Source organism: Chryseobacterium phosphatilyticum, from assembly GCF_002899825.2.
GTDB classification, from domain to species: Bacteria; Bacteroidota; Bacteroidia; order Flavobacteriales; family Weeksellaceae; genus Chryseobacterium; species Chryseobacterium phosphatilyticum.
On sequence record NZ_PPED02000003.1, the window covers coordinates 239,829 to 266,162 of the forward strand.

The window sequence follows — 26,334 nt, forward strand, 5'->3', positions numbered from 1 at the left end:
AACTCAAAATATAAGACCAAATCTTAATCATTATAATTTTATGTCTCATATCTCCTGTCTCTATTCTCACCCATAAAGCTGTTCCCTTATTTCTATTAAAATCCTTGTTGTCTTTTCCAGATCGGGAGAATCAGGGAGGTGAGAAGTAGAATGGTGCTTTTCTATAGATTGTATTAAATCTTCAGCTTTTTGTATCAGGATTTCATAAGGAAGGTTTCCGGCCTTGATATCGAGTAACTCTTTGCGGTTATCTACCCGAATCTGAAGAGATCCGGTTTGAAAAATATGTTCACACGACTGCAATAAACGGAGTGTATGCATCATATTTTTGCTGTCATAATTCTGTCCGTGTTCCCGGTTTACATTATAGCGATCTTCATTTCGTTCTGTTACCCATTTCCAGTATTCTCTATAGTCTTTACAATAGGTAGAATAGGCATCCAGATTGCAGAACAGATAGGCGGCAGGCTTTTCACTTTTAGGGACAGACGATACAGAGACCTGATTGGCTTCTTCATTTTGAACAATCCCTTTGTAACCCAATGCCTGCGAATCATCATAAAATAAAGCATACATTCCTTTGGTATGATCGATATTGACCAAACCACACCAGTTCTGGGTTTTTCCCTCTTCTGAAAGCCATTTTTTTAACGGAGCCGAACCTTGTCCTTCGAGGATAAAGCAAAAATCCAGAATAGATTTTCTTTCTTTGTCTAAGGGGTTCAATATCTTTTTGTTGAGTCCTTTTGCTTTTTTAATCTGAGAAATGGCATAGCCGGCAAAAGTGTCTTTGCATAATTTTGAAAGGAAATCTTCTGTTTTTAACCGATCCATTACCGGATTTTTATATTGAATACAATCCTGCGGGCTTGCCAGAACTTCCAGAATATTGGGATTATTTTTTTGTAGCAGTTCTACAAATCTTCCGATTTCATAATATGTAATATCATTGGTCTCATTGGATATCTGCGGAATATAATGTAACCCAAAGAAATCTTCTTTTGGCAGATAATAGACTCCGCGGATATCTGTATCTGAGGTTTCTGTAGCCAACCCAAAAGCCCGGCTTCCGGAAATAGCTTCAAAAAGAATAAGGTTTTTAGTTTTTAAGTCTTGTATTGTCATTGGTATGTTGGAAACAGGGTAAAATTAAGTGTTTTTACCCTGTTTCTATGATATTGAATATTTTAAATTGCGATTAGTTTTTTATACCCCTTCTGTTGACTGCTCCAGTTCACGGGCAGACTGCAGGAATTCTTCCACATCCATTTCTTTAAAGAAAAGCAATCCATGGGTAGCCCGGAGACGCGGACTGTCATTATCGTAGAAGTAAGGTTTTCCTAGGATCAGCTGAGTTGCCTGAAGCTGCTCTACCCAGGTTTGTATAGACAGGTGGCTGAACTTCCCGTTATATCGATAACTTGGGAAAGAAGCATTCACCTGGCTCAGATAGCTGTTGGTAAAACTTTCGTCCATTGTACTCATTGCATTGAGTGATACAGGGAAAATATGGGTAACATCCGCCGCATTGAACTGATACCAAACGTTTCTATATCCCCATATCTTAAGTTGAGAAATATCTTTTTCTTTGCCCCATTCCCGTACCGCTGCTGCAATAGCCTGCAGAACCTTGTAGTGGGTGTCGGGACCGCTTCCTTCGGGATCGAATGCTAAACTGATTACCGTAGGATTGATCCTTCTCAGTTCTTCCAGGATGGGATACACATCTCTTTCCCGGTTAGGTTTTTCGGTGAAAATAGCACCAGTATAGAAACCGAGTCTCAGATGGGATACGTTTTTTGTTCTCACCCCAAAATGTGCCCATACAAGTTCTTCTTCGTATTCACGGATCATTCCTTTCAAAGTTTGAATTTTAGGTTCCGGATTTTGACCATCATAACTGGCCTGAATGACAGAGATAATCCCATTGATTCTTTCTTCCAGTTCCTGTTTTGTCCCGATATTCCAAAGTTCAACCATATTTCTTACCATTCTGTGGGATACTGCTCTTGATCTTTCTGTTGCATTTTCAGAAGCTATATTGATGAGGTAATGGTAGACATCTTTATCTCTTTTGTTTTTATATCCAACATCAAAAAAATCAGGATAATTAAGCATTTCAACTTCTCCTTTTTGAACAAAGGAAAGAGTGTCTCTGAGGATATCCGTTAAAAATTTGTTGGTTACCGCTGTGAATCCCGATGTGTGTACTGAATAATGAGATTCATTGCTCTCATTACGGGATTGATAGTGGATATAAGGTAAAAGTCCCAGCGAAATATCATCGTGGTGTGGGCCGGTATGATAAAAAACCTGATGGGTAAGCTGTTCTGTTCCTTTTTTTATCTTGTTTTCAATGGAGCTGATTACAGATTGTACTGTATTTTCATTGAGCCCGGGAATAAGCCGGGTATGTCGGTCAGATTGCAAATCTTCCGGAGTAAGGTGCTCTGCATACTTGTTGAGTTTCTGAGTCAGCTGCATGACGGCCTTATCTGTTTTTTCCTGAGACCAGTTTCCTGATTGGTAATAATCATCAATGAAATCATTCAGCATACTTGCTGCTCCCAACGTAATATAAAACCTGCTGTTTGGAAGTTTGGAAAGAACCGAGGCAGGATACAGATTGGAAGGTGGAAGTTCCAGGGCATTTTTTATCATAGGAGCCTTGGCTTCTCCGGCTGCAAAAATAATCGCTACTGCATCCTTATTATACGTAATGGTTTCAAGTCCTATGGTGATTACAAGCCGCTCTCTGGAAATTTCTATTCCTCCTAGATCGCCAGCTGCAACAGCTTGTGTTTCAAAATTCGTCGAAGTGAGTCTGGTCGTTGAAAAAGGGTCTGAACCTTTGATGTTGAAAGCGATATGTCCGTCAGGACCTATTCCCCCAAGGAAAAAACCAATTCCTCCAAGGTTACGGATCTTCTGTTCATATTCCGAGCACCAGTTATCGATGAGAAAAACAGATTCTTTCTGTAGCTTTTCTAAAGGAGTTTCAGGTTCGTAATATCGTAAGTCAAGGTTTACCCTATGATCGGGGAAAATTTCTTCAAAACTTTTACCTTCGGCAAGAGGAATCTCATCACAATTGATCAGGATTGCATTTTCTCTTTTCAGTCCCAGACCTTCAATGTAATACTTATTGACATAATGATAAAAGCTGTTGGCCTGAGATGATTTGATGGGATAAAATTCATCAATCTGTACAAAATGAAGATCAGCCAATGATGGTTTTTGGTCTCCTAAATGATGCTTTTTCCGAAGTTCCTTTATTTCTTCTTTTTCCCAGTTTTCTATAATGTTTTTGGTCCAGAAAATAAAATATTCGGGAGTTTTTCCCGTAGGTAAACTGATGACCCCTCTGGGGTTTTCAGATGCCCATTCCAGAAACCGAAGGGCTGTCAGCATTCCTAAATTAGGGAAATTGTCGACCGCAATATAAGCGATATTAGCGGTGCTGTTTCTTGAAAGATCTGTTACAAATGATTGTTCTACCGGAGTAAAGTTTTTTCTTTCCATTTATTATGTTTTTTGATAAGGCTATCTAAAGGTATTGATAAATTATTGAATTACAATATCTCTATAACGTGAGTTGAGAATAAATAATTGTTAAGAAAGTAAAGCGAAAGCTGAAAAGACTTTTGTTTTTCCAGCTGCCTTGTTTACTTTATTTTCAGTATTTCCTTAAAAACTCTCTCCATTTCATGCTTGTTAGCTTTACTTCCAGCCAGACTTTTTGATTTTTCATCATTCTCCTTTGTTGTCTTCTCCAAAAAACCAAATAGTTCCCAGTCATTCGGATGAAAGTAGGTTTCTCCTTTGGTTGCTTTCAAAGCAACTAAGTCTTCTATTTTTCGTCTGGTCTTATCATCTGTTAAAACCAGTAAATCACTGAATAACACTGGTGGAACAGTACCTTTTTCAATGATCCATTTTCCGGTTAAGGTTGTTCTCAGGCAATAAAAATAACTTTTTAGTTTTACTTCATCCCTTCTGCAAGCTTCCAGATATTTTTTGCTCATGCTTAAATAATGATAGGAAACTGCAATCGGAGAAAAGCAGTCATCTGCCAATGGTTTAAACAGGTCTACAAACTTTTCATCAGATTTATATACTATTGGAGAGTAGAACCAGCTCAGTAGGGCAGCATTCGACTTCAGCAAAAGGTGAAAAGTCTTTCGTAGATCCCATCCGGAACCGTCCAGATCATCTTCAGTCATAAATTCTATGGTTTCATCCTTATCCCACGGCGTTAAATACCAGTCTTTTTCATGCCGGTAGATAAAGCGTATATCATAATCGCTGTCAGGAGATGCAAACCCCCAGGCTCTGCTTCCTGATTCTACAGCCAAAAGGACTTCTACGCCCTTTGCAGCTTCAACTTCTTTTATCTTTTCTAATATTCTTGGTGTCATTGTTTTTGCTTTATAAGGCAAAGTAAGGGAGGTGATACGCAGTGTTGTTGCGTAGTATTTTTTAATTAAGAGAGTTTGAGGGTTGGAGAGTAAATGAGTGAGAGTGTGGTAGAGTTGGAGAGGCTGAGAGTGAAGAGTATGTGAAATAAGGCTTAAAGTTTGTAATCGTATAAAATGTAATTTCTGATGTATTTCTTTCTTTCTCTCCATCTCTTATCTCTCCGTCTTGTCTCTTTTTCTTTGAATACTTTGTACAAAATACCCTATTTCACTAATATTGCATTTTCTCTATTTAACATAATTACTTTTACATCCATGTTAACAAATGAATTACAGCATACCATTGATTTTAAAACCAAACCTTTAGGGGCATTGGGATATCTTGAACAGTTAGCCCACAAAATAGGGATGGCTCAAAACACAACGTCGCCTCAGTTGCTGAATCCGCATATGGTAGTTTTTGCTGCTGATCATGGGATTGCAACAGCGGGAGTCAGTGCCTATCCGCAGGAGGTAACCTATCAGATGGTCATGAATTTTTTGAGTGGAGGGGCCGCAATTAATGTTTTCTGCAAACAAAATGGTATTGAAATTAAAATTGTAGATGCCGGAGTCAATTTTGATTTTCCCGAAGATCTGGCATTGATTGACAAAAAAGTCAGAAGATCCAGCCGTAATATGCTGGAAGAAGCTGCAATGACTTCTGAAGAATACCTCCAAGCTCTTGAAAACGGAAGAGAAGTAGTGAGAGAAATAACAAATGCAGGTTGTAACATCATAGGTTTCGGGGAGATGGGAATTGGAAATACCTCTGCTTCTTCACTGATGATGAGCCAATTGTTTGATTTACCAATTGTAAGCTGTATCGGACGTGGCACCGGTTTGAATGACGATCAGCTACATCATAAAATCAGTATTCTTTCAGCGGTCATTGAAAAATATCCTGAAGTAAAAACTGCGGATGATATTGCCCGAACTTTCGGAGGACTGGAAATTGCACAGATGATCGGAGCTATAGAAGAAGCTTTCCGTCAGGATATGCTGATCATGGTAGATGGTTTTATAGCAACTGTTGCTGTGGCGACTGCCTGGAAAAAGAATGCTGAAATCCTCAATAACTGTATTTTTTGTCACGTAAGTGATGAAAATGCTCACCTTCAGTTAATAGAATTACTAGGACAGAGAGCGTTGCTCAATCTTAATCTGCGTTTAGGAGAAGGAACCGGTTGTGCATTGGCATATCCGATTATTCAGAGTGCAGTTAATTTTCTGAACGAAATGTCAAGTTTTGAAGATGCTCATGTTTCAAATAAAGAATAAATGAAAGTACTGAAAAATGAACTGATTTATTTTGCAACAGCTCTGATGTTTTTCACAAGAATCCCGGTTCCGTTTACCATTCCTTATTCGGGCGAGATTATGAATAAGTCTCAAAAGTATTTTGCGTGGATCGGATTATTGGTTGGCGTGATCAATGCTGTGCTCCTTTATCTTTTTACGCTGCTTTTTAATCTGGAAATTGGGATTGTTTTAATGATGATTGGGAGTGTTTTACTGACCGGAGCGTTTCATGAGGATGGTTTCACTGATATGTGTGATAGCTTTGGAGGCGGATACGGAAAAGAAAAGATTCTTACAATCATGAAAGACAGCAGAGTAGGGGCTTATGGAACCATCGGGATTATTTTGCTCTTTGCTTTAAAGTTTTTCAGTATTCAATCGTTGGGAACTATTGATTTGCTTAAGACGTTGGCCATTATTGTTATGGCACATACCTCAAGTCGCTTTATTTCCGGAACCATGATTTATACCCATCAGTACGTGACAGATATTGATGTCAGTAAATCAAAACCTTTGGCCAATAAACCTTTGGATGGAACAGCTTTAGTCGTAGGATTTCTGAGTGTATTAATTTCATTTGCCATGATTCCGGATTGGAGACTGATTTTGGCTTTTGTAATGGCCTATGCAGGGAAAATCTCTATGGGGTGGTATTTTAAAAAACATATTGGAGGGTATACCGGAGATTGCCTGGGTTCTGTACAGCAGGTATGTGAAGTATTATTTTATCTGGGAACAATGATCGCATGGAAATTCATCTGATCCGGCATACAGCCGTTGACAATCCGGAAAACCTTTGTTATGGTTTTGCTGAAATACCTTTAAGACAAGACTATTTTGAGGATCTTAAAAGCCTAAATCTTGATGATGGTTTTGATCTTGTGATTTCAAGTCCTGCACAGCGTTGTTGCCAGATGGCAGAGTATTTCAAGTTTGATTATAAGACTGATGAAAGACTTAGGGAAATGAATTTCGGAAACTGGGAGCTCAGAAAATGGACTGAGATTTCTGAAGAAGAAATTAATCCCTGGTATAAAGATTTTGTCAATGTAAAAGCTTCAGGCGGAGAAAATCTCCTTGAAATGCAGACTCGCGTAATAAGTTTTTGGAATGAATTGTTAAGAAGAAAAAAAGCTGAGAAAATTTTGATCATTACCCATGCCGGGGTCATTCGTTTGATCTTTCAAGCCATTTTACAATTTCCTCTTGAGAATATATTCACCATTACAATAGATTATGGAAAGAAAGCGATCATACGGGTTGAGGAAAATGTATTTTCAATAAAAAATATAAATGTGTAGGTGTATGAGATCTCTTAAAATAAAAAAAACCGCTAGTGTAGCGGTTTTCATTTTATATGAAATATCTCTTAAAACCTTCTTACAGGTCTTACCATTACTTTGTTGTAATCTTTATTGTAATCTGAAAGATATCCTCCGTATCCATCTATAAGAGTTGCTTTATTAACACCCGGTACTTCAGTAGAGCTCCAGTAATAGTCATTCCATTGAATTGTTGCAATGGTATAGACGTTCTTGGAACTTTTATAAAATGCCTGAAGTTCTTCTACAGATGGTAAGAACCACCCGGTGATCCCATTCACAGTGTAATTGGCACATAGTCTTGCTGCACAGTTAGCATCAGAACACTGAGAGACAATCCTTGCCGTATTGGCTGGACCGGAGCCCATTACAGATTGAGTTTGGTTGACCACATCAAAAGAACATCCCCATTGTATTTTATTGGAGCCATTATAAGTGATATTGGCAGGAGCTGCTTCAAGATATCTCCAGCCATCCGTAGTTTCTCCCTTGTCATAGAAAACATATCCGCCTGAAGCGCCTATAGCTCCGGCTGTTGTAAAGGTTTTTTCCGGTGAATAGTATACGTTTGCCCCTTCTTTTACATAAGATCTTACATAATAGGTAGTATTGGGTAGTAATGCTGTAACTTCCAGTTCATGGGGAGAATAATTGGCAGGAGTAGCGGTCTTAACAAGCTTCCCGTTAGTAATATCAACTCCGGCACTGGTTCTGTAGCAAAATCCTTTTTCATCAGGAAAGAAAGATTCAAGATAATTCACTGAAATATTGGCTGTGACCAAAGTAGCTGAGGTTGTGTAGATATTTTTAGCCATTTTGAAGGTAATATCCATTTTTTCAGGAGTAATGAATGATACATTATCACCATAGATTACTTCTCCGTTATTGGCCTGAACATAAGCTCTGACGTAGTAAGTTGTTGATTTATCAAAATCGGTGCTATATGTTGCCATCAAAAGGTAATCTCCTGTAGTATTGGTATATTCTTCAATATATTTAGAATTACCAATGGTAGGATTGATATTCTTACTCCAGCAGAATCCACGTTTTGAATATCCTGACCCCACAGAAGTCACTGTTCCGGCAAATTTGAATTGTGCGTTTGCAATAACAGGAGTACCTGTTACTACTTTTGGTGCAGCAGTAGTATTATTGGATGATCCGTTGTCGTTATCTCTGCCACTGTCTGATCCGCCGCAGGCAGAAAGGGTTACAACACAGAGAAGTACGAATAATAATTTCTTCATGATTAAACGTTTTTAGTTTTAAAAATTAGGGACGGCAAAGATAAAGAAAAAGATGATCACTTTTATAAATATTTGATATGCTTATCGTTGAGTTTCGGAAATAAGCTGTAAAACGCCATTCAATCGGATTAAATGGCGTATTATTACTTAAAAATTCTGATAAAACTATCTTTTTCTAATGTTTCCAATGAGAAGTCAAAATCAGCATCTGTTCTTTCATGTGTCACTGTAGCTCCCAATTCTTTGATCAGCCCGTTGAAAGACATACATTCATACCATTGCTGATAAAGAGCTTCGGTTGCCATGGCTGCTATCTTAGAGCTTCCTGAAACATGAGAATGACCGGCACCAAAATTCAACAGAACGAAGCATTGTTTTTCTCCTTTGGGTAAAAGCATTCCAAGAATCGTTTGTCTTTGAACGGATTTACATTTCACTTCTGCAAAAAGATTATTAGGGTTCATCATATATTCCCTTGAAATATCATCACCTTTTCCTACAACAATTTTATATTCGCACTCTGAAGTTCCGGAGTATACATTGTTCATGATTAATGTAGGGGTATTCAACCCTTGGTTAGCGTACAGATATTCTACAGCGCCATTAGGAGCGGAAGTCATATCTCCTGAATACATAAGATTTCCGTTCCCCTGGTTATAAGCTGCGTTCCATCCGGTTTTACCTATGATATTCAGCCCTGAAAGATCAAGGTCGTTAGCTCCCCATGCATTTTCCCAATAGATACCTACAGCCAGCTTTTCACCCGAAAATCTTGTTCCTGTCGGAATATTTCCAACAAACATTTTTTCAGAAGACGGAAGCCCGAATTCCACATTTTCAGGGAAATAGAATTTCTTTCCGGAGAGATTAAATCTGGATTGTAAATAACTTAAAATAAAATCATAATTCATCTCATTCACATCCGTATTTTTTCCTTTTTTAACCCATGATTTTCCATTTCTGATTCTATAGACGAAAGTATCCTGACCATACATCCTTTGATAACATGCTGATAATGCCTTAAATAAGGCAAACGGTGTAGCATGTTCCAGCCAATGCAGATCACTTTCTGTTAACAGTGTACTTGTCGCATCATTTAACGGGTTTGAAACCAGTGGCTGATGATAAATCTTTGATAGTTTTGAGATCTTATTGATGGTCTTTGTTGATCTGTTTTTATAGGCTAAAAATAAAGGTTTAAACCTGTTGAAAATTCCTGCAAGTTTTTCTAGTCCGAACGTTTCAAACAGGTCAGAAGGATCAAATTTGCTTAGTTTAATGTTTTCTATCAACTCTTTGTTTTTGATCAAAAGACTGGTAGCAGTAGTTTTAAAAATAACATATCTCAGGAATTCTACAGGATTTTCGGGATAAATTTGAAAAAGATCAGCAATTTTCACAACCGCTTCTTTATTTCTAATGTTTTCCTTCCCCGTAAACTTATATTCAAGCTCTTCTGTCAGAATATAGAAGAGATCATCAATGGTTTCTTCCTTTAAAGCAATCCCTGATTGTAATAATGAAAGACTTTTCTCGGTCATTTCTTCCGGAGAATACGCTTTGATTACTTTAAAAGTAAGCTTCATTCCCGGTACATTCAATACTTCATCAGGGATGTATATTTCATCCTGAAAATGACTTCCATAGGTTGAAAAATAATGGTTAATCTGCTCTACTAACAATTCAACTCTTGTACTGTTCTTAATTTTTTTCCAGGATTTATGGAAGGTTTTATTCAGGTCATTTCCCTTTAATTTTTCCTTTGCATAATAGTTGATGATTTCCTTTTTTGCCCAAAGCGCATCAGGTTCAATCACAAAACCGTCATCGGAAATGAAAGGCTTTTTATCAGATTTCTCAGCCAGTACGGCATTAAATAATTGAAGTGTTTTCATGATATAAAAATTAAATAAGTGAGGAGTAATATTTTTTAATAGAAAATGGTATAGGAACTCCTTTTACCTATAATTTTTGAAAAAGCGGGGAGTAAAATCCAAATGTTTATAGGAACTCCCTTTGCCTTTTTGATACCAACAGGTTCTAAAACCTGTCGGTTGTTATGAATTAAAATTTATGCTTTTCTCAATTTCTTTTTTCTTTTCCATGGCGCATTTTTCTCTACATCGCCTGCCATAATACATCCATAAGGCATTACTTCATCCAGGACCTCGCAAAGTCCATATTCCTCAATTTGTGCTCTCACGTTTTTAGCACTTTTATACGCACTTGGCAACTCAGAAATATCAATTTCATTAGAATAGAAACGGATATCTAATCCTGCTGTTTCTTCTTCAAAAATTTCTTCTGTCGTTTTATGGGCCATAGACTTTTTATGCTGACTTCTGCTGAAATTTCTTCCTGCTCCGTGTGGCGCAAAACCCAGGTTTCTCTCATTGGTTTTTCCCTGGACAATCAGTACGGGTTCTGCCATATTCAAAGGGATCAGTCTTGGACCTGTGATATCAGGCATAAATTTATCATCCAATGGGGTAGCTCCTTTCGCATGATAGAACAAATCTCCATCTTTAAAGACAAAATTATGTTCATTCCAATAACGGTCTTCCTTTTCTATTTTCAGTGTATTGAGCACTGCATCATGAATGGAGGTATGGTTTTCCTTAGTCCATTGTCTGATCAACTGAAGGGCTTCCCAGTAGGCTTTTCCCTCCTCAGTATCATAAGGAATCCATGCATTTTCTTTCAATGTTTCAGGAGATATATCCTGTCTGAAACGATTGGCTACTTTCATTCCTTTATCATATAGAGCAGCACCCGGAGCTCTTGAACCATGGTGAGTAACCAGCATGGTATTTCCCGTATTTTTGGACGTTCCCACAAATAAGAAGTGATTTCCGTCTCCCTGAGTTCCCATATGAGAACGGGCAATGCTGATCAGTTTTTCATCATTTAAGAAATCATTTTCTCTGAAGGCATCTATTAATTCCTTCGACATAGGCATCTGCTCACCTCTTGGTCTCCCGCCATATCCGAAATGAGTCACAGCATGTGCAGCATCCAGAACTACTTTAGGATTGGTCTTACCAAAATCAGTTAACATCACTGAACAACAGATATCGGCACTATGGAATCCCGGATGAATAGCGTTTTTAGCGACCACCACACCTCCTACCGGAATCTGACCTGCAGGTCCAGTAGGACATGCATCAGGCATTATAGCTCCATTAATCAAGGTCGGTGTTTTCATCAAAACCTGCATTGTTTTGATGACTTTTTCTACATTGTCATCTTCGCTTTCATGCTCAGCTCTGATATTGATGATAAAATCCTTCGCCGTTTTATGAAGAGGAAGCAATTCAGGTTGTCTGAATTGTTCCAGATATTCTTTGATCTGAATCTCATCCAGATTATTTTCATTGATATAGGTAATGGCATCTTTAAACCATTTGGCTGGTCTATATCCTAATTCGATTAAGTGATTTCCATTAAATTCCATTGTTTTGTCATTTTGATATTGCAAAGTAATTGTATTATTACGCAATAGTTTTGCGTAGATGTATTTTTTTTAATTATTTTTACAAAAATTTAAAAAAAAGTAGATGGCTGGGTTGGTAAATCTGTTTACCAGTCTAGCCTGCAAAAAATCAAAATCCTACAACTATGGTACTATTAGAACAGTTAAAACATTTTCCTGAAACGATTCAATTCAATGATGTCATCGCTTTTATTGACGAATATTATAACTTTATTCCAACTGCTTTTAAAAACGGGAATACAAGAAATGAAGCGGGACAGAATAACGGGTCATGTAAAATCTTCGGTTTTGCTGCATACGAAGGTATTTCAAAAGAAGAAACACTTTACCTTTTCGGAGATTTTTACAGAGAAGATGTTTTGAAAAACCCTAACGGAGCTGATCACCAGAATATCAGAAACTTTATGGAGTTCGGGTGGGAAGGTGTTATTTTTGAAGGGGATGCTGTAGTAAAGAAATAAATTTCTGATAATTAGGAAGCTTTTACTCAGCGTAATCAATCAATGTAAACCAAATTTATCTTTTCCTTTTTTAAACTAAACATTATGTCATCCAATAAAAACGCACTGATCCGTTATAAGACACTGGACAAATGTCTCAAAAACAAATACAGGAAATATACCCTGGAAGATCTTATTGATGAATGCTCCGAGGCCTTGTTTGAATTTGAAGGGAAGGAATCCTATGTGAGTAAGCGGACGATTCAGCTTGATCTGCAAAATATGCGGAGTGAAAAGTTTGGGTATGAAGCTCCTATTGAAGTATATGAAAGAAAGTATTATCGTTATAGTGACCCGGAATATAGTATTCATAATATTTCTGTGAATGAAAGTGATCTGAAGGCGATGAATAATGCTGTTCAGATTTTAAAGCAATTCAAGGATTTTTCGATGTTCAAAGAAATGAATGGTGTGATTCAAAAATTAGAAGACTCTATTCACTCCACCAATCAGAAGTCGATTATTCATCTCGATAAAAATGAACAATTAAAGGGGTTAGAACATATTGATATTTTGTACGAAAGTATTGCCAACAAAAAGGTTTTAGAAATTCTGTATAAAAGCTTTACTGCAAGAGAATCCAATATCTATACAGTTCATCCGCAATTGTTAAAAGAATTCAACAATCGTTGGTTTCTGATCTGTCTCTATAAACAAAAAATGTACAATCTTGCTTTAGACAGAATGGAGCATATTGAGGTTGCGGAAAAACACCAATATATTGATAAAAACCTGGATGGGGATGAATATTTTAAAGACATTGTGGGAGTGACTGTTTCCGAATCCATAATACCCAAAAAAGTTGTGTTCTGGGTAGACGGGCACAATGCACCTTATGTGAAAACAAAACCATTGCACAGAAGCCAGGAAATTGTGAGTGAGAATGAGGAAGGAACTCTTTTTAAAATCTGCGTACAGATCAATTATGAATTGGAGAGGTTGTTGTTAGGTTTTGGTGATTCTTTGGTTGTTCATAAACCCAGAAAATTAAGGTTGAGGATGGAGGAAAAGTTCAAAACAGGAAGCAAAAATTATGAAAACTTAGTGGTTCCTGATGAAAAATAATCATAAAAAAAGAGACTGTACATACAAATGACAGTCTCTTTTTAATAAAATTAAATTCTAACTACTTTTACGTTTATGCAGTAATCTGCTTGGGTTCTTTTTCTTTCTTTTCTTCTTTTTTATCTAGTTTCTCAGATATTTTTTTTACAATATATTCTATTGCTATAGGGGCTAAAATTGCAATTAATGCTTTAAATATTCTTGATTTCATAGTGCTATTTTGTAGATGAATGATGCAATTACCAAGCCAAGATAGAAAAGGGTACATGAATTCTTATTTACACAAAATCATAGATCCCGTTTTTCCAACCCAGGACCTTGGAGGAATCTGCTTTCAGCCAGTTTTTCAAAATGGTAGCATATACTTTTCTGAAATCTTCAGTATAAATAAGATCTCCCTCATTCAGATTTTGTAAATCGGGAAGTGCATTCAGAAGTCCTTTTCTTTTAAGATTTCCACTGATGAAAAACATTTGATTGGCAGTGCCATGGTCGGTTCCGTTACTGGCATTTTGAGCGACACGACGTCCGAATTCAGAAAATGTCATCAACAGGATATTATTAAACAATCCATTGCCTTTCATATCTGTAACAAAAGATTTTACCGCCTCATTAATATCATTGAACAACTTACTTTGCCTGTCTGTTTGATTGACGTGGGTATCAAAGCTTCCAACGGATAAGTAATAAACCTGCGTATTGATATCAGATTTTATCAATGAAGCTACCGTTTTAAAATCTTTTCCCAGTTGAGAATTAGGATAGGTCTGTTCCGTTTTTTTAGCTTTGCTTTTATCAAAGATGTATCCGGCATTGTTGATGGTGGACCCCAAAGTCTGATAAAGATAAGATACTGTTTCATCATCGTGATGATGATCATACAGAGATTTGAAATACTTTTCCTGGCTGGTTTGATATAGCCTTTTCGGATCCTTAAAGGCAAATGCCTTATTGTTCTCTCCTTTTAAAGCGAGACTCAGCATATCGTCCACTTCCAGTGCCTGTGTAGGATGTTCGCAACGGTAGCATTCTTCATCCAGGAAACGTCCCAGCCAGCCTGAATCTAAAAATTCATCACTTCGACTTGCCGATTGCCAGATATCCATACTTCTGAAGTGAGATTTGTCCGGATTGGGATAACCTACATTGTTCATCACGGATAATTCGCCACTATCAAAAAGTTCTTTAAAGTAGGAAAGAGAAGGGTTTATGCCTGCTTCATCCGTGAGAGATAAAGAATTTTGAATGGCAAGCGTTTTTCGCTCTCTGAAGTAAATGTCGTTTTTTGCAGGAATGATTGTATTTAATCCATCATTACCTCCGGTAAACTGGAGTACTACCAGTATATTCTGATTGGGAGCTAAAGCTTCGTCCAATGTCATTGCCTTTAAAAAATTAGGCATCATCAATGAAGCTGTAGCCAGTGAACTTATTTTTAGGAATTCTCTTCTTTTGATTAACATAACTTTTGAGTTTAGATGATGAATTGATGATGATTTGTGTATATCGCAACGAACCCTTTACATCAGCTGATATTCAGGAGTAGACATTAGGTTGATGACAGTCATTTTGATACTTTTGTCAGAAAAATTCTTTACGGTATTTATATCAAGACTTTTAGGGTTCTGAAGTAAATAATCCTCACAGTTCTTTTGAGCAAATATCATATCAACCCGATTCCAGTCTATGGTAATATTGGGGTTTTTAAAACTTTTATTTAAAGACGTTTCACGGGATTTCATTCCCATGTCAATATCATCATCCTGCCGTGGGGTGTATTCCAGAGGCCGGAGTCCTGACCATATCTGAGGTACCTGTAATCTTAACATCAAAGTAGAGCTGTCTATCCATGATTTTCCGTTGGGCCAGCCGGAAACATTGGGTGGGTAAAGCAGCATCTGTCCTAATAATTTCTGATAAACGATAAGGTTTTCCGGATTTTGGATTTGCATCGGGAGAATTCGCATCATTCCAGCCATCAGTTCTACAGGGGACTTTATCCTGTTTCCTATATTCTTCTGATCATAGAACCACGAACTTGAAAATATTTCTGTCAGCAGTTTTTTTATATCGTATCCGGAATTATAGAAATTTGTACTCAATTTATTAACAATATTATGATCAACATTTTCATTCACAAAAAACTTGTAGATTTTGGTTGTAATGAATTGAGAAGTCGCTTTTTGTTCTAAAATAATGTTCAAAACATCCCCACCATTGAAATTTCCTGTTTTGCCAAGAAAGATTTTTACTCCTTCATCATGCAGGTTTTTTCGTTCCTTAAAATTTCCTTCCTTATCATAGCTCCATCCTGTAAAGGCCCGTGCTCCTTCTCTCACATCTTTCTCCGTATAATTTCCCCGCCCCATGGTAAATAGTTCCATCACTTCACGGGCAAAGTTTTCATTAGGATGATCTTTTTTATTCTGTTGGTTGTTCAGAAAGTTTAGCATGGCGGGTGACTGGCTTACCTCAAACAATAAATCTTTAAAACTTCCCAAAGCATTTTTCCGGATGGTATTCAAAAGTTGTCTGTTAAACTTCGGGTTGATCACTCTGGAAGCAAAATGTCCATGCCAGAAAAAGGCCATCTTTTCTCTCATCTGTTCTTTACTGTTGACCATTTGATTCAGAAAATTCAGGTTCAGTTCGTTATTTTGTTCTCGGTTGATGCGTTGCATCTCTTTCTTCTTATCGGCAGGATTCGTATCATTCATAGGGTCCACAGTTGGATCTATATCAGGAGTGTCGTAGTTGATTTCGATAAAGTGATCTTCTTTAAATAATTCATTCATCAACGTTTTAATATTTTTATTTTTCAAATCGTCGACTTGATTGATTCCGACTCCGAAACCTGCACGCCAAAGGAGGTGTTTGTTTTTTAAAAGTGAATCTGCCATGATGAGAGCGTTTATTTTTTGATGTAATTGGAAGATAAAGGTTAAAATACTAACGAGTTAAGGATTGTTAATATTGCTGTACAGCGTGTGAGCTACCTGAGAGGGTGTCAAAATATTGCTTGTTTCAAAACTGAAGTTGTTATAATAAAGCTTTATCCGCGAGTAGATTAATACATGACTGGCTTTTATCGGATAGTAAAGACAGACCGGTCTTATATCTTATGTGGATTTTAAGCGTAATTCACTTTTTAAGATTTGTTTTTGATAATTTTTGTTAAACAAACATTTAAAAATAGTTAAAATTAACAGGTTGAAATTCATTGTTTTATGTGTTTTGTGGATGTTAAATCCAGACAGGAGACGGTGCTTGGCATGATTTTTACATCATGTTGTTTAGTAAAATTTAAAAATTAGAGTTATGAAAATGTTTAAACAAGCAATATTGCTGGCTGGAATTTTAACAGCAGGTTTGGCAAGCGCTCAAAGTTCACAAATGAACAATATGCTTAAAGTTGGCGCAAATGTTGGTTTAGCAGTTCCTTCAGATAACCTTTCTGCTGCTGTAGGAGTAGATGTAGCTTACCAGAATCTGATTACTCCGGGATTCGGATTAGGTATTGCAACAGGATATTCTCATTATTTTGGAAAAGAAAATAACGGTTATAAAAATAATGATGTAGGAGTAGTTCCTGTAGCTGCTTTAATCAGAATTTATCCAAAACAAACCGGTTTCTATTTTGGAACAGACTTAGGATATGGTTTTCTGGTAGGAGATAAGCAGGTGGCTTCCAATACGAGCGTAGAGAGAGCTAGCGGAGGATTCTATATTAAGCCGGAGATCGGATACCACAACAGAGACTGGAATTTCTTCGTACAATACCAAAAGGTTTTTGTAGGAACTAAAGGAGATCTGCCAGGTCAGGACTATAATGTGGGGAACATCGGGATAGGCTTCGGTTATAATATTCCATTAGGAAAGTAGTTAGATTTAATATAAACAATTATTAACCAAACCTTTTCACTTTTGTGAGAAGGTTTTTTTTGTCTCTAAAGGATAATTATTATATTTGGTAAAATTTGAGGTTATGATTCTGAATCCAAAATTTCCACTTTATTTACCAGGAGTAGAGAACAGTAATAATGATAATGTTTCTATCATTGGAGCAAGTCTCCGTGAAGATATAACAATCTTAGGCTATTTTGTTTCCGGTGACGGAGGTCTTGAGATAAAAAAACAAAATACGTATGTAACCAAAGAATATGCTTCTTTTGCAGATATTTTAAAGAAGTTTATTCAGGATAATCAGCTGGAAAACGTAAAACGTCTGGGAATGGCTGTACCGGGACCTGTATTGGACGGGAAAAGTACACCTCCAAGATTAGGTTGGCATTTAGATATTGAAGTCTATAAAAGAGACTTCGGGTTTGAAAAAGCAGATATGCTGAACGATCTTGAAGCTTCCGCGTATGGAATGGCCCTTCTAGGGGACGATGATCTGGATGCAATCTATACCAGCGGGCATCTTGAGAAAGGAAATGTTGCCATTCTTGCACCCGGTAACGGATTGGGAGAAGCCGGATATTTCTTTGACGGAAAGTACCTGAGACCATTTGCTACTGAAGGCGGTCATTCTGAGTTTTCACCAAGAACCAACGTGGAGGTTGAGTTTTACCAGTTCCTGAATAATATCTACGGTATTGTAAGCTGGGAAAATGTATTGTCTAAATCAGGGTTATTCAATATCTACAGATTTTTAAGAGATGTAAAAAGACATCCGGAACCTGAATGGCTGGGAGAACGTCTTGCCAGCGGTAACTTTGTAGAAGAATTATATAAAGCTGCAGCTGAAGAAAATGTCCTGATCTGTAGAATTGCTTTAGATACTTTTCTTGAGTTTCTTGCGAGAGAAGCTAATAACCTAACTTTAAAGCTAAAAGCAACCGGAGGATTATTGATCGCCGGAGATATTCCTCAAATGCTGAGAGAATATATGGATAAAGCTAAGTTCTATGAAAAGTTTAAGATCAGTGATAAAATGGAGGAAATGTTAAAGAACATTCCTATCTATCTGGTTAAACAAAATCATACAGCAATAAAAGGGATTGCTCTTTACACAGCTTATTATCAAAATTAAAATAGAAACTCCGAAGCCATTCGGAGTTTTTTTTGGAGATGATATTATTCATGAAAATAATGAATTTTCTTGATATACATCAATGACATCTATCAAATAAGATAGCTACCTTTGCCTTGTTAAATAAGTAAACAAATCTATTCAATGAAAAAAATATTTTTACTGGCAGTTTTAGCTGGTGGTTTAGCTTTCGGGCAGTCAAAAAAAGTAGTAGCCTCTGATATTCACTGGTGGGGATACAAAGTTGCAAAATCTGAGGCAAGTTCTCATGATGGAACTATTAAAGTAAAATCAGGAGATATGGTGATGAAAGGAAACCAGCTTGTAGGAGGAAGCTTTGTGTTGGATATGACATCTATCAATGCAACTGACCTTACAGGAGAATATCAGCAAAAATTAAACGGACACCTTAAGAATGGTGACTTCTTTGAAGTTGAAAAACACCCGACAGCCACTTTCAAAATTACCAGTGTAAAGAAAAATGATGATAAAATCTACAATTCTTTAGTAACAGGAACACTTACAGTAAAAGGAAAAACAAATCCGGTTACTTTCCCTGCGAAAATTGCTTACAGCAAAGGAGTAGTAAGTTTAGTATCCAACAAATTCTCTTTCGACAGACAGAAATTTGATGTAGCTTACAAGTCTACAATGCAGGATGTTTTTGTGAAAGATGATATTGATATGGTAGTAAAGGTAACTGCTCAATAAATTAATCAAAAAAATATTGTTAAAAGTGTAGAAGTTCTACACTTTTTTTTATTTTTGTTGAATTGTAAATAAAAAAGAATGAAAAGATTACTATTGTTTGCTATGGTGTGCGCAAGCATATCATTTGTTTCTGCTCAAAAGAAATTTGATAAGGTGTCCAAAGTGACTTCGTCAGAGATCAGATGGTGGGGATATAAGGTTGTAAAAACTGAAGCTTCATCTCACTCAGGAACGATAAAATTGAAAAGCGGAAAGTTCAATTTTGACCACACTGTTTTGGTAGACGGAGAGTTTGTAATAGATATGAGAAGTATGATGGCGGGTGATGTTTCTGATGAGGATCAAATCAAGCTTACGAATGATTTGAAAAGTACAAACTTCTTTGAAGTAAAGAAATTTCCGGTTGCCAAATTCCATTTGACTAAAATTATTCCTTTAGCAAACAGTGAATTTAATTCTACAGTATATGGAGATCTTACCCTTAAAGGCGTGAGAAAAACAATATCTTTCCCTGCTAACGTATATGTTACTCAGTTTACCGTGGTGATTGAATCGGCAAAGTTTTCTCTAAACAGAAGAGATTTCAAGGTATTCTACCAATCGTCATTGAAAGATTATTTCATCAAAAACGAAATGGATATTCAGTTTAAAGTATCTACTGAAAAGTTGGATAATGAGAATAGAATTCCGGTAAAAAAGAAATAGATTAAATATAATATTGATATAAAAATGAGTGGTTCTTGAAACTGCTCATTTTTTTTGATTGAAAACCAAAGTTAAAATTGAAAATGATGAATAATGTACAGAAAATTCTATCACCCCTGATCTGTTTTCATTGCCGTATTTTTTATAAATTAGTCCTATGAAAATTTATATTGTAAGCGGTCTTGGGGCAGACTTCAAGGTTCTTGAAAGATTAGAATTTCCTAAGCACTGTGAATTGATTTTTATAGATTGGCTGATTCCCGAAAAAAATGAATCTTTTCATGCCTATGTTGAACGAATGGCTGAAAAAGTTGATGATTCTGAACCGTTTTATCTGATGGGATATTCCTTTGGAGGAATTATTGTGCAGGAAATCAACCGGTTAAAACCTGCAGAAAAAGTGGTCATTCTGGGAAGTATAAAATCAGATAAAGAGAAATCACGATTTATAAAAACGGGAGAGATTACCAAAATACCAAGAATATTGCCGGTTGGATTATTCAATGAAAAAGCAGCTAATGTATATGCTGTATTACGGAAACTATTTGATCCTAAAAATCCCAGACTTCTCCAGTACTTCAGAGTGAAAGATCCTTACTATTTGAAATGGTCTGTAGAAAAGGTAGCAGAATGGAAATTTGACGAAAATCCAAATGTGATTCAGATATCAGGAGATAAAGATATTGTTTTTCCGGTCAGATATTCAAAACCGGATTATATCATTAAAGGAGGAACTCATCTTTTTCCTGCTACTAAGTATAAAGAAGTTTCCAAAATATTGAATGAGGTGTTTTAAAAAAAAACAAAATATTATTTCTTGGATAGTTTTTTATGGGGGTAATTTTATAAAAATGCGATTTTTATAAGATTTATGTTTAAATTTGATAAGGGTTAAATGTAAAAATTATGAAAATTGGATTAAAATGGATCGTTTCATTCTCTGTTATTGTCCTTGTTGCAATCGGAGGATTATTTTGGAATCCGGCAGCGCCTGTTGCTAATACCGGTGAATTTCTCTCGGAAGATAACATCGTAGGTGCAGATGTTGCCTGGATTCTGGCTGCAGCCGGCCTGGTATTGCTCATGACTCCCGGGCTTTCCTTTTTTTATGGTGGCATGGTGGGAAAAAAGAATGTTATTTCCACCATGCTACAGAGTTTTATTGCCCTGGGAGTAATTTCGATTGTATGGGTAGTGGTGGGATTTTCTCTTTCTTTTGGAGAATCACTGGGATTTAATCTTAACGGAAAACACTACGGAATCATAGGAAACCCGTTCACCTACCTGTTTTTTAGTGGGGTAGGAAACCTTCCGCATAAAATGATGGCTTCTACGATTCCTTTTGTCTTATTTGCCCTTTTTCAGATGAAATTCGCAGTCATTACTCCTGCCATTATTACCGGATCTTTTGCAGAAAGGGTTCGTTTTATTTCCTATCTCTTATTTATAATCCTTTTCTGTATTTTTATTTATACTCCGCTTTGTCATATGGTTTGGCATCCTGATGGTCTTCTGAATACCTATTTTGGAGTGAAAGATTTTGCCGGAGGAACTGTGGTGCATATGAGTGCCGGTTTTGCGGCTCTTGCAGGAGCTTTGGTTTTGGGGAACAGGAAGAACCCACATCATGAACCTTCCAATATTCCGTATGTGCTTTTAGGAACAGGAATGCTCTGGTTTGGCTGGTTCGGATTTAATGCAGGGTCTGCATTAAGCGCTTCGGCATCAGCTGCAACGGCTTTCGGAACGACAACTATTGCTTCAGCTTCAGCCATGATGACCTGGATATTTTTTGACAGAATCAACGGGAGAAGTGTTTCGGCATTGGGAGCTTGTATAGGAGCTGTGGTAGGATTGGTAGCCATTACACCCGGATGCGGATTTGTAAGTATTCAGGAAAGCCTTTTTATTGGGTTTATTACTGCTATTGTTTCTAATATAATGGTGAATTGGAAAGCCTTAAAAAAGATAGATGATACTCTCGATGTTTTTGCATGCCATGGAGTAGGAGGAATTATGGGAATGATTCTGACGGCTATATTTGCCCGCGGTGAAAATGCCAGTCTTCTTCACGGGGGAATTGATGTTTTTCTTCACCATATGGCTGCTTTGGTTCTGGTTTCTGTATTTACTTTTTTTGGATCACTTGTATTGTATAAGATTACAGATTCCATTATTACACTGAGGGTTTCAGAAGAGTCTGAAAATAAAGGTCTTGATCTTTCTCAACACCAGGAAAGTTTCAATTAATAGGTCTCAATGAAAGTAGGGCAAATAGAAGGTGTTCCCAAATGCCCGGTTGAAAAATTCGAAGTTCAATAATAAATTTCAATCTTATTCAATAGAATGGATGGCATTAAAAACTTTATTTTTTGAATTTTCAAAGATTTCACCACCAAATTCTTCATTGTCTAATGAAAAAATACGGATGTCTTTTACACCCATAATACCAAAAATATGTTTCAGATAGGTTGTTTGGAAATTGATATGTCCGTTTTTTTCATTCTCACCATATCCGGTGTCACCTCGGGTAGATAGTATAAATATTTTTTTATTTTTAAGCAACCCTACATAATCGCCATCCGGAACCCCGGATCTGAATTTCCATGTTTCATTGATTCTCATAACCTGATCTATATAAGCTTTTAATCCGCTTGGAATAGACCAGTTGTACATAGGAGTTCCGATAACATATATATCGTGTTCTTTGAGTTCTTCTACCAATTCATTACTGAGCTGTAATGCCTTTTGGCTTTCTTCTGTTCTGTCTTCCGGTTTTTTAAATGCTCCGGCAATCCAGGATTCATTAATGTTGGGGATACTATCAATTCCTGCTTCCCGATAAGTGAACACGTCGGATGGATGCCTGGCTTTCCAGTTTTCAACAAACAGTTGGGTTAGTTTTCTGCTGTAAGATCTCTCATTTCTTACACTGGCATTAATAATCAATATTTTCATTTGCTATAAATTTATAACAGCAAAATTCCTGATTATTCATTCCAGAAAAATTGATCTAGTTCAAGAGGATTTATTTTTTTTTCGAATTCTGCTTATAAACTCAGCAGATACTCCTAAATATGAGGCAATCAAATATTGAGGAACTCTGGATGCTATGTCCGGATAAGTTTCCAGAAAATCATAATATTTCTGTTCGGCTTTATGCATATGATTAAATACAACTCTTTTCTCAAGTGTTCCGAGATACCCTTCTAAAATAATCCTGAAGTATTTTTCCAGAGACGGGATTTCCCGGAGCATTTTTTGAAAAGCCTGGTGGCTGATCTGTAAAAGACTTGTCTTTTCGACAGCCTGTATATTGTAAATTGAAGCTTTTTGTTTGGAAAAACTCGCGATATCGGTTGCCCACCAATGATCGATAGCTAAAAAAAGGATTTCCTCATTACCATTTTCAGCATTGATGCAAAAAGCCTTTAAAACCCCTGAAATAATATAACTGTCATGTCTGCAGATTTCGCCGTTTCTCAAAAGAAATTCACCCTTTTCCAATGTCCTTTCTGTCCAGAAGCCTTTACAAAGGGAAATTTCTTCCTGACTTAGCTTAGCATGCTGCAAAATACTCTTAATTAATGTTTCCATTTAAAATTACTGAAAAAAGAGGTTTAAATGATAGATTTTGAAGAAGATAAAGATTAGGGACGAATTTACAAAAATACTTATTATAAACTCATTTTATTCCTGTGAACGATTCTTAATTCTAAGATTCAGTTCTGTTTTTATTAAGATTTATCCTGTATCTTTGTTTTTGAGGAAAATGACGAATTATTTATGGAATCAATATCGGTTTTTGAGATTATTAAAGTAGGGATAGGCCCATCCAGTTCACATACGATGGGGCCCTGGAATGCCGCATCTGCATTTATCAGGATTATAAAAAGAGAAAGGTCAATTGAAGAGGTTAAAGAGGTTTTTCTTGAATTCTTTGGCTCACTCGCAAAAACGGGGATCGGGCACGGTACTGATATTGCAGGAATGCTCGGTTTGAACGGGGAAGATTTTAAGACGATTAATACTTCAAAAATTGATGAGAAAATAGACTACATCAAAAGTACTCAAACTATTAACCTGGGAGGGGAGAAAATTATTCCCTTTATCTATGGGCATCATTTAATTTTAAATATGCAAAAATCACTTGATTTTCATCCCAACGGAATGATTTTTAAAGCGGTTTTTGAAGATGGAACTGAGCTGGTACAGGATTTTTATTCTGTGGGCGGAGGTTTTATTGCAAGTCAGGAAAAAAACTCTATTGAAAAGCATTGTGTACGCACATTGTATCCTTGTCATCACGGTTCAGATATTACAAAATATTGCCAGAAATTAGGCTTCGACCGAATCTCAGATTTAATTTTAATTAATGAAGAAAGCTGGAGAACTCAGGAAGAAACAAGACAGGAGGCTCTTTATATTTGGCAGCAAATCAAAGAATGCGTTTATAAAGGGGTAAACAAAGAAGGTATCTTACCCGGAGGATTAAATGTTTCAAGAAGAGCTGCAGGAATTAACAGAAAATTACTGGGAGATAAAATCTATAAAAATAAAGACGAATGGTTTCAGCAAGTTGTTGATGCAGAAGAAAATTTCACCAATATCAATAAATGGATTGCCTGTTTTGCACTGGCGGTAAATGAGGAAAATGCAAGCTTTGGAAGAATTATTACAGCTCCAACCAACGGAGCCAGTGGGGTAATTCCGGCTGTATTGATGTATGCACAGGCATTTACACCATTTACAAGTGAAGAAGATATTGTACGATTTTTACTGGTGGCAGGTGAAATAGGGACTTTATTCAAGAAAAATGCAACTATCTCTGCAGCAATGGGAGGTTGTCAGGCAGAAATCGGTGTATCATCAGCAATGGCAGCAGCAGGTCTTACAGAGATCCTGGGAGGAAGTGTAGGACAAGTGATGATGGCTGCAGAAATTGCTATGGAACATCACCTTGGATTAACCTGTGATCCTATCAAAGGACTTGTACAGATTCCTTGCATTGAAAGGAATACAATGGGAGCTATGAAAGCAATTACAGCAGCTAATATCGCTCTTGAAAGTGACCCAACCAAAGCGAAAGTGACTTTGGATGAGGTGATTCAGACAATGTGGGAAACTGCACAATCTATGAGTGACCGTTTCAAGGAAACTTCAGAAGGCGGGTTGGCAATTGCGGTAAATGTTCCGGAATGTTAATAAAGATATTATAAAAAAAAGTCCTTAGATTCTGAGTCTAAGGACTTTTTTTATAACGAACCTGAATTCGTAACTTACTACTTTTGAATTTGATCATGTAAGAAGTTGGAAAAAAATAGTAGTCACAATAATTTATAACCCCTTGTTTTCGGTCATTACAGATAGATCATTGTAGAAAAGAATAATACTATTTCTTCAGATAAAAAGAATTACAGCTACAGAATATTTTTCTGTAAACTGTAATTCTATCACAAACCTTCGAAAAATAGTATTAAAAAAATACTGGTTTTGTTATAGTACCCTTTGTAGTGTTGTAAACATTACTTTCTCACCGTTAAACTCAACAATCTGATATAGAAATCTGTAAAATCTATATGTATCGGGGGATCCTGTAGCAACCCTTACCGCAAGAAATAATTCTGATACTTCAGCACTATAGTTTGTTCCTGTTATAGGTGCTGTCGGTGTTGTACCGATAGGTGGACCTGTCCAGAAAACAATATCATTCGAGTCTATTCCCTGCTCTATGCTTGGAGGTATGGTTAAGCCGATCAATTGCCTTCCTTCATTTACAGAATGAGCTGCCGTATTTATATGAACAAGGATGGGCTTACCTGTTACGTTTTTCAGGATTGGTTTAAAATATGTTCCACCTGTAGAAACAACATCAAACATAAGTCCATCAAAAATCGGCATAGAGGCTCCATATTTAACATTGGCTGAAAAATATTTTCCGGAAGTATTCATTGTATTAGCATCCGCAAAATAAGTGTTTGCAGAAATACCACCCACATCAAGTTGGTTTCCCTGCCCTACAGTTGCATTACAACTCTGACCTCCGATATTTAATGGGAAAGTTGTTGTAGCAGGACTTGTAACTGTAGGAGTTCCAGATACAGTATACACTAAGGTTCCGGAACCATTGTTTAGATTTCCGGCAGTAAGAGTTGCTGTAAGTCCATTTACAGGCCCTACCACCTGTGAAGGATAAGCTCCACCATTACCTCCGGCATAGGGGACAGTCATTGTTCCATTATAAAAAGTCCCTGCAGTATAATTTGAGGGAGAAAGGTTTGCATTACCACAGAGTATAGAATTCACAACTCCAATGTCACTTGACGAGTTATTAAAGGTTCTCCATTCAATGCCGTTCCAGAAAACGTAACCTTTGTAGGTAAGCCCCGCAGTTCCGGTGTTGTATACCAAAAGACCAGCCGCAGGTGAGGGTATTGTCGTTTGATCTTTAGAACTTGTAAGAGGTACTCTTGGTAGCAAGACCCCCTTATCTGTAG

At 36.8% G+C, this 26,334-nt stretch carries 24 protein-coding genes; 12 read left to right on the top strand and 12 right to left on the bottom strand.

All coding sequences use genetic code 11. The features are described 5' to 3' along the window. Positions 1–66 precede the first annotated feature (66 nt). The 3 genes from C1631_RS13135 to C1631_RS13145 form a co-directional block, all read right to left on the bottom strand. Positions 67–1,125, bottom strand: a complete 1,059-nt coding sequence (locus C1631_RS13135) for a nucleotidyltransferase domain-containing protein (RefSeq protein ID WP_103248662.1) — start codon at positions 1,123–1,125, stop codon at positions 67–69. 81 nt (positions 1,126–1,206) lie between these two features. After that, positions 1,207–3,522 (bottom strand): glucosamine-6-phosphate isomerase, encoded by a 2,316-nt coding sequence (locus tag C1631_RS13140; protein ID WP_109712619.1) that lies wholly within the window; start codon positions 3,520–3,522, stop codon positions 1,207–1,209. Between the two features lie 143 nt (positions 3,523–3,665). Continuing rightward, positions 3,666–4,418 (bottom strand): nucleotidyltransferase domain-containing protein, encoded by a 753-nt coding sequence (locus tag C1631_RS13145; RefSeq protein ID WP_109712621.1) that lies wholly within the window; start codon positions 4,416–4,418, stop codon positions 3,666–3,668. Positions 4,419–4,718: 300 nt separating this feature from the next. On the opposite strand from C1631_RS13145, the gene cobT reads away from it, so the two are divergent. The 3 genes from cobT to cobC are packed head-to-tail and all read left to right on the top strand — an operon-like array spanning position 4,719 to position 7,060. Then, a complete protein-coding gene (cobT, locus tag C1631_RS13150) occupies positions 4,719–5,738 on the top strand; it encodes a nicotinate-nucleotide--dimethylbenzimidazole phosphoribosyltransferase (RefSeq protein WP_438502076.1) in 1,020 nt (339 codons plus the stop codon). After that, the gene (locus C1631_RS13155; protein ID WP_109712625.1) at positions 5,739–6,521 is read left to right on the top strand and encodes an adenosylcobinamide-GDP ribazoletransferase; all 783 of its coding nucleotides are present in this window, start codon (positions 5,739–5,741) and stop codon (positions 6,519–6,521) included. It abuts the gene before it with no gap. Beyond that, positions 6,506–7,060 carry an alpha-ribazole phosphatase family protein gene (cobC, locus tag C1631_RS13160; protein WP_103249402.1) on the top strand — a complete coding sequence of 185 codons (555 nt, stop codon included), beginning with the start codon at positions 6,506–6,508 and terminating at the stop codon, positions 7,058–7,060. The genes C1631_RS13155 and cobC overlap by 16 nt, the downstream gene beginning before the upstream one ends. A 68-nt stretch (positions 7,061–7,128) precedes the next feature. Here the strand turns inward: cobC and C1631_RS13165 are convergent, their stop codons facing one another. The 3 genes from C1631_RS13165 to C1631_RS25115 form a co-directional block, all read right to left on the bottom strand. Beyond that, complete coding sequence (locus tag C1631_RS13165) at positions 7,129–8,328, bottom strand: Lcl C-terminal domain-containing protein (protein WP_109712627.1); 1,200 nt, start codon at positions 8,326–8,328, stop codon at positions 7,129–7,131. A gap of 143 nt (positions 8,329–8,471) precedes the next feature. Next, positions 8,472–10,223: a myosin/kinesin family protein gene (locus C1631_RS13170; protein WP_109712629.1), complete on the bottom strand. Its 1,752-nt coding sequence runs from the start codon at positions 10,221–10,223 to the stop codon at positions 8,472–8,474. A gap of 176 nt (positions 10,224–10,399) precedes the next feature. Further along, a complete protein-coding gene (locus tag C1631_RS25115; protein ID WP_438502077.1) occupies positions 10,400–11,200 on the bottom strand; it encodes an RtcB family protein in 801 nt (266 codons plus the stop codon). 746 nt (positions 11,201–11,946) lie between these two features. Here C1631_RS25115 and C1631_RS13180 point away from each other — a divergent pair. Together C1631_RS13180 and C1631_RS13185 are read left to right on the top strand one after the other, a co-directional pair. After that, positions 11,947–12,282, top strand: coding sequence for a HopJ type III effector protein (locus C1631_RS13180; protein ID WP_103247463.1), 336 nt, complete (start codon positions 11,947–11,949; stop codon positions 12,280–12,282). Between the two features lie 84 nt (positions 12,283–12,366). Then, positions 12,367–13,386, top strand: coding sequence for a helix-turn-helix transcriptional regulator (locus C1631_RS13185; protein ID WP_109712633.1), 1,020 nt, complete (start codon positions 12,367–12,369; stop codon positions 13,384–13,386). Positions 13,387–13,459: 73 nt separating this feature from the next. On the opposite strand, the gene C1631_RS24085 is transcribed toward C1631_RS13185, so the two are convergent. The 3 genes from C1631_RS24085 to C1631_RS13200 all read right to left on the bottom strand — a co-directional run bounded on the left by C1631_RS24085 (position 13,460) and on the right by C1631_RS13200 (position 16,286). Further along, on the bottom strand, positions 13,460–13,597 hold the full coding sequence (locus C1631_RS24085) for a hypothetical protein (RefSeq protein ID WP_165828300.1): 138 nt from the start codon (positions 13,595–13,597) through the stop codon (positions 13,460–13,462). Between the two features lie 67 nt (positions 13,598–13,664). Continuing rightward, entirely contained in the window at positions 13,665–14,849 is a 1,185-nt protein-coding gene (locus C1631_RS13195; RefSeq protein ID WP_109712637.1) for a DUF1501 domain-containing protein, read from the bottom strand. A 57-nt stretch (positions 14,850–14,906) separates the two neighbouring features. After that, on the bottom strand, positions 14,907–16,286 hold the full coding sequence (locus tag C1631_RS13200) for a DUF1800 domain-containing protein (protein ID WP_165828301.1): 1,380 nt from the start codon (positions 16,284–16,286) through the stop codon (positions 14,907–14,909). 418 nt (positions 16,287–16,704) lie between these two features. Between C1631_RS13200 and C1631_RS13205 the strand changes: the two genes are divergently transcribed. From C1631_RS13205 to C1631_RS13230, 6 genes are all read left to right on the top strand, one after another. Beyond that, the gene (locus C1631_RS13205) at positions 16,705–17,268 is read left to right on the top strand and encodes a hypothetical protein (RefSeq protein WP_103248465.1); all 564 of its coding nucleotides are present in this window, start codon (positions 16,705–16,707) and stop codon (positions 17,266–17,268) included. A 103-nt stretch (positions 17,269–17,371) separates the two neighbouring features. Beyond that, on the top strand, positions 17,372–18,421 hold the full coding sequence (locus tag C1631_RS13210; RefSeq protein ID WP_109713308.1) for a glucokinase: 1,050 nt from the start codon (positions 17,372–17,374) through the stop codon (positions 18,419–18,421). Positions 18,422–18,565: 144 nt separating this feature from the next. Continuing rightward, positions 18,566–19,132, top strand: coding sequence for a YceI family protein (locus C1631_RS13215; RefSeq protein ID WP_103248466.1), 567 nt, complete (start codon positions 18,566–18,568; stop codon positions 19,130–19,132). Positions 19,133–19,210: 78 nt separating this feature from the next. Then, positions 19,211–19,837, top strand: coding sequence for a YceI family protein (locus C1631_RS13220; RefSeq protein ID WP_103248467.1), 627 nt, complete (start codon positions 19,211–19,213; stop codon positions 19,835–19,837). Between the two features lie 157 nt (positions 19,838–19,994). Continuing rightward, a complete protein-coding gene (locus tag C1631_RS13225; RefSeq protein ID WP_109712641.1) occupies positions 19,995–20,633 on the top strand; it encodes an alpha/beta hydrolase in 639 nt (212 codons plus the stop codon). A 110-nt stretch (positions 20,634–20,743) separates the two neighbouring features. Continuing rightward, a complete protein-coding gene (locus tag C1631_RS13230; protein WP_109712643.1) occupies positions 20,744–22,087 on the top strand; it encodes an ammonium transporter in 1,344 nt (447 codons plus the stop codon). Positions 22,088–22,171: 84 nt separating this feature from the next. Here the strand turns inward: C1631_RS13230 and C1631_RS13235 are convergent, their stop codons facing one another. Together C1631_RS13235 and C1631_RS13240 are read right to left on the bottom strand one after the other, a co-directional pair. Beyond that, positions 22,172–22,795 carry an FMN-dependent NADH-azoreductase gene (locus tag C1631_RS13235; RefSeq protein ID WP_109712645.1) on the bottom strand — a complete coding sequence of 208 codons (624 nt, stop codon included), beginning with the start codon at positions 22,793–22,795 and terminating at the stop codon, positions 22,172–22,174. 60 nt (positions 22,796–22,855) lie between these two features. After that, positions 22,856–23,434 (bottom strand): Crp/Fnr family transcriptional regulator, encoded by a 579-nt coding sequence (locus C1631_RS13240; RefSeq protein ID WP_109712646.1) that lies wholly within the window; start codon positions 23,432–23,434, stop codon positions 22,856–22,858. Between the two features lie 189 nt (positions 23,435–23,623). On the opposite strand from C1631_RS13240, the gene C1631_RS13245 reads away from it, so the two are divergent. Further along, entirely contained in the window at positions 23,624–25,042 is a 1,419-nt protein-coding gene (locus tag C1631_RS13245) for an L-serine ammonia-lyase (protein WP_109712648.1), read from the top strand. A gap of 291 nt (positions 25,043–25,333) precedes the next feature. Here the strand turns inward: C1631_RS13245 and C1631_RS13250 are convergent. After that, on the bottom strand, positions 25,334–26,334 hold a 1,001-nt coding region (locus C1631_RS13250; protein ID WP_497707249.1), incomplete at its 5' end, for a phage tail-like protein.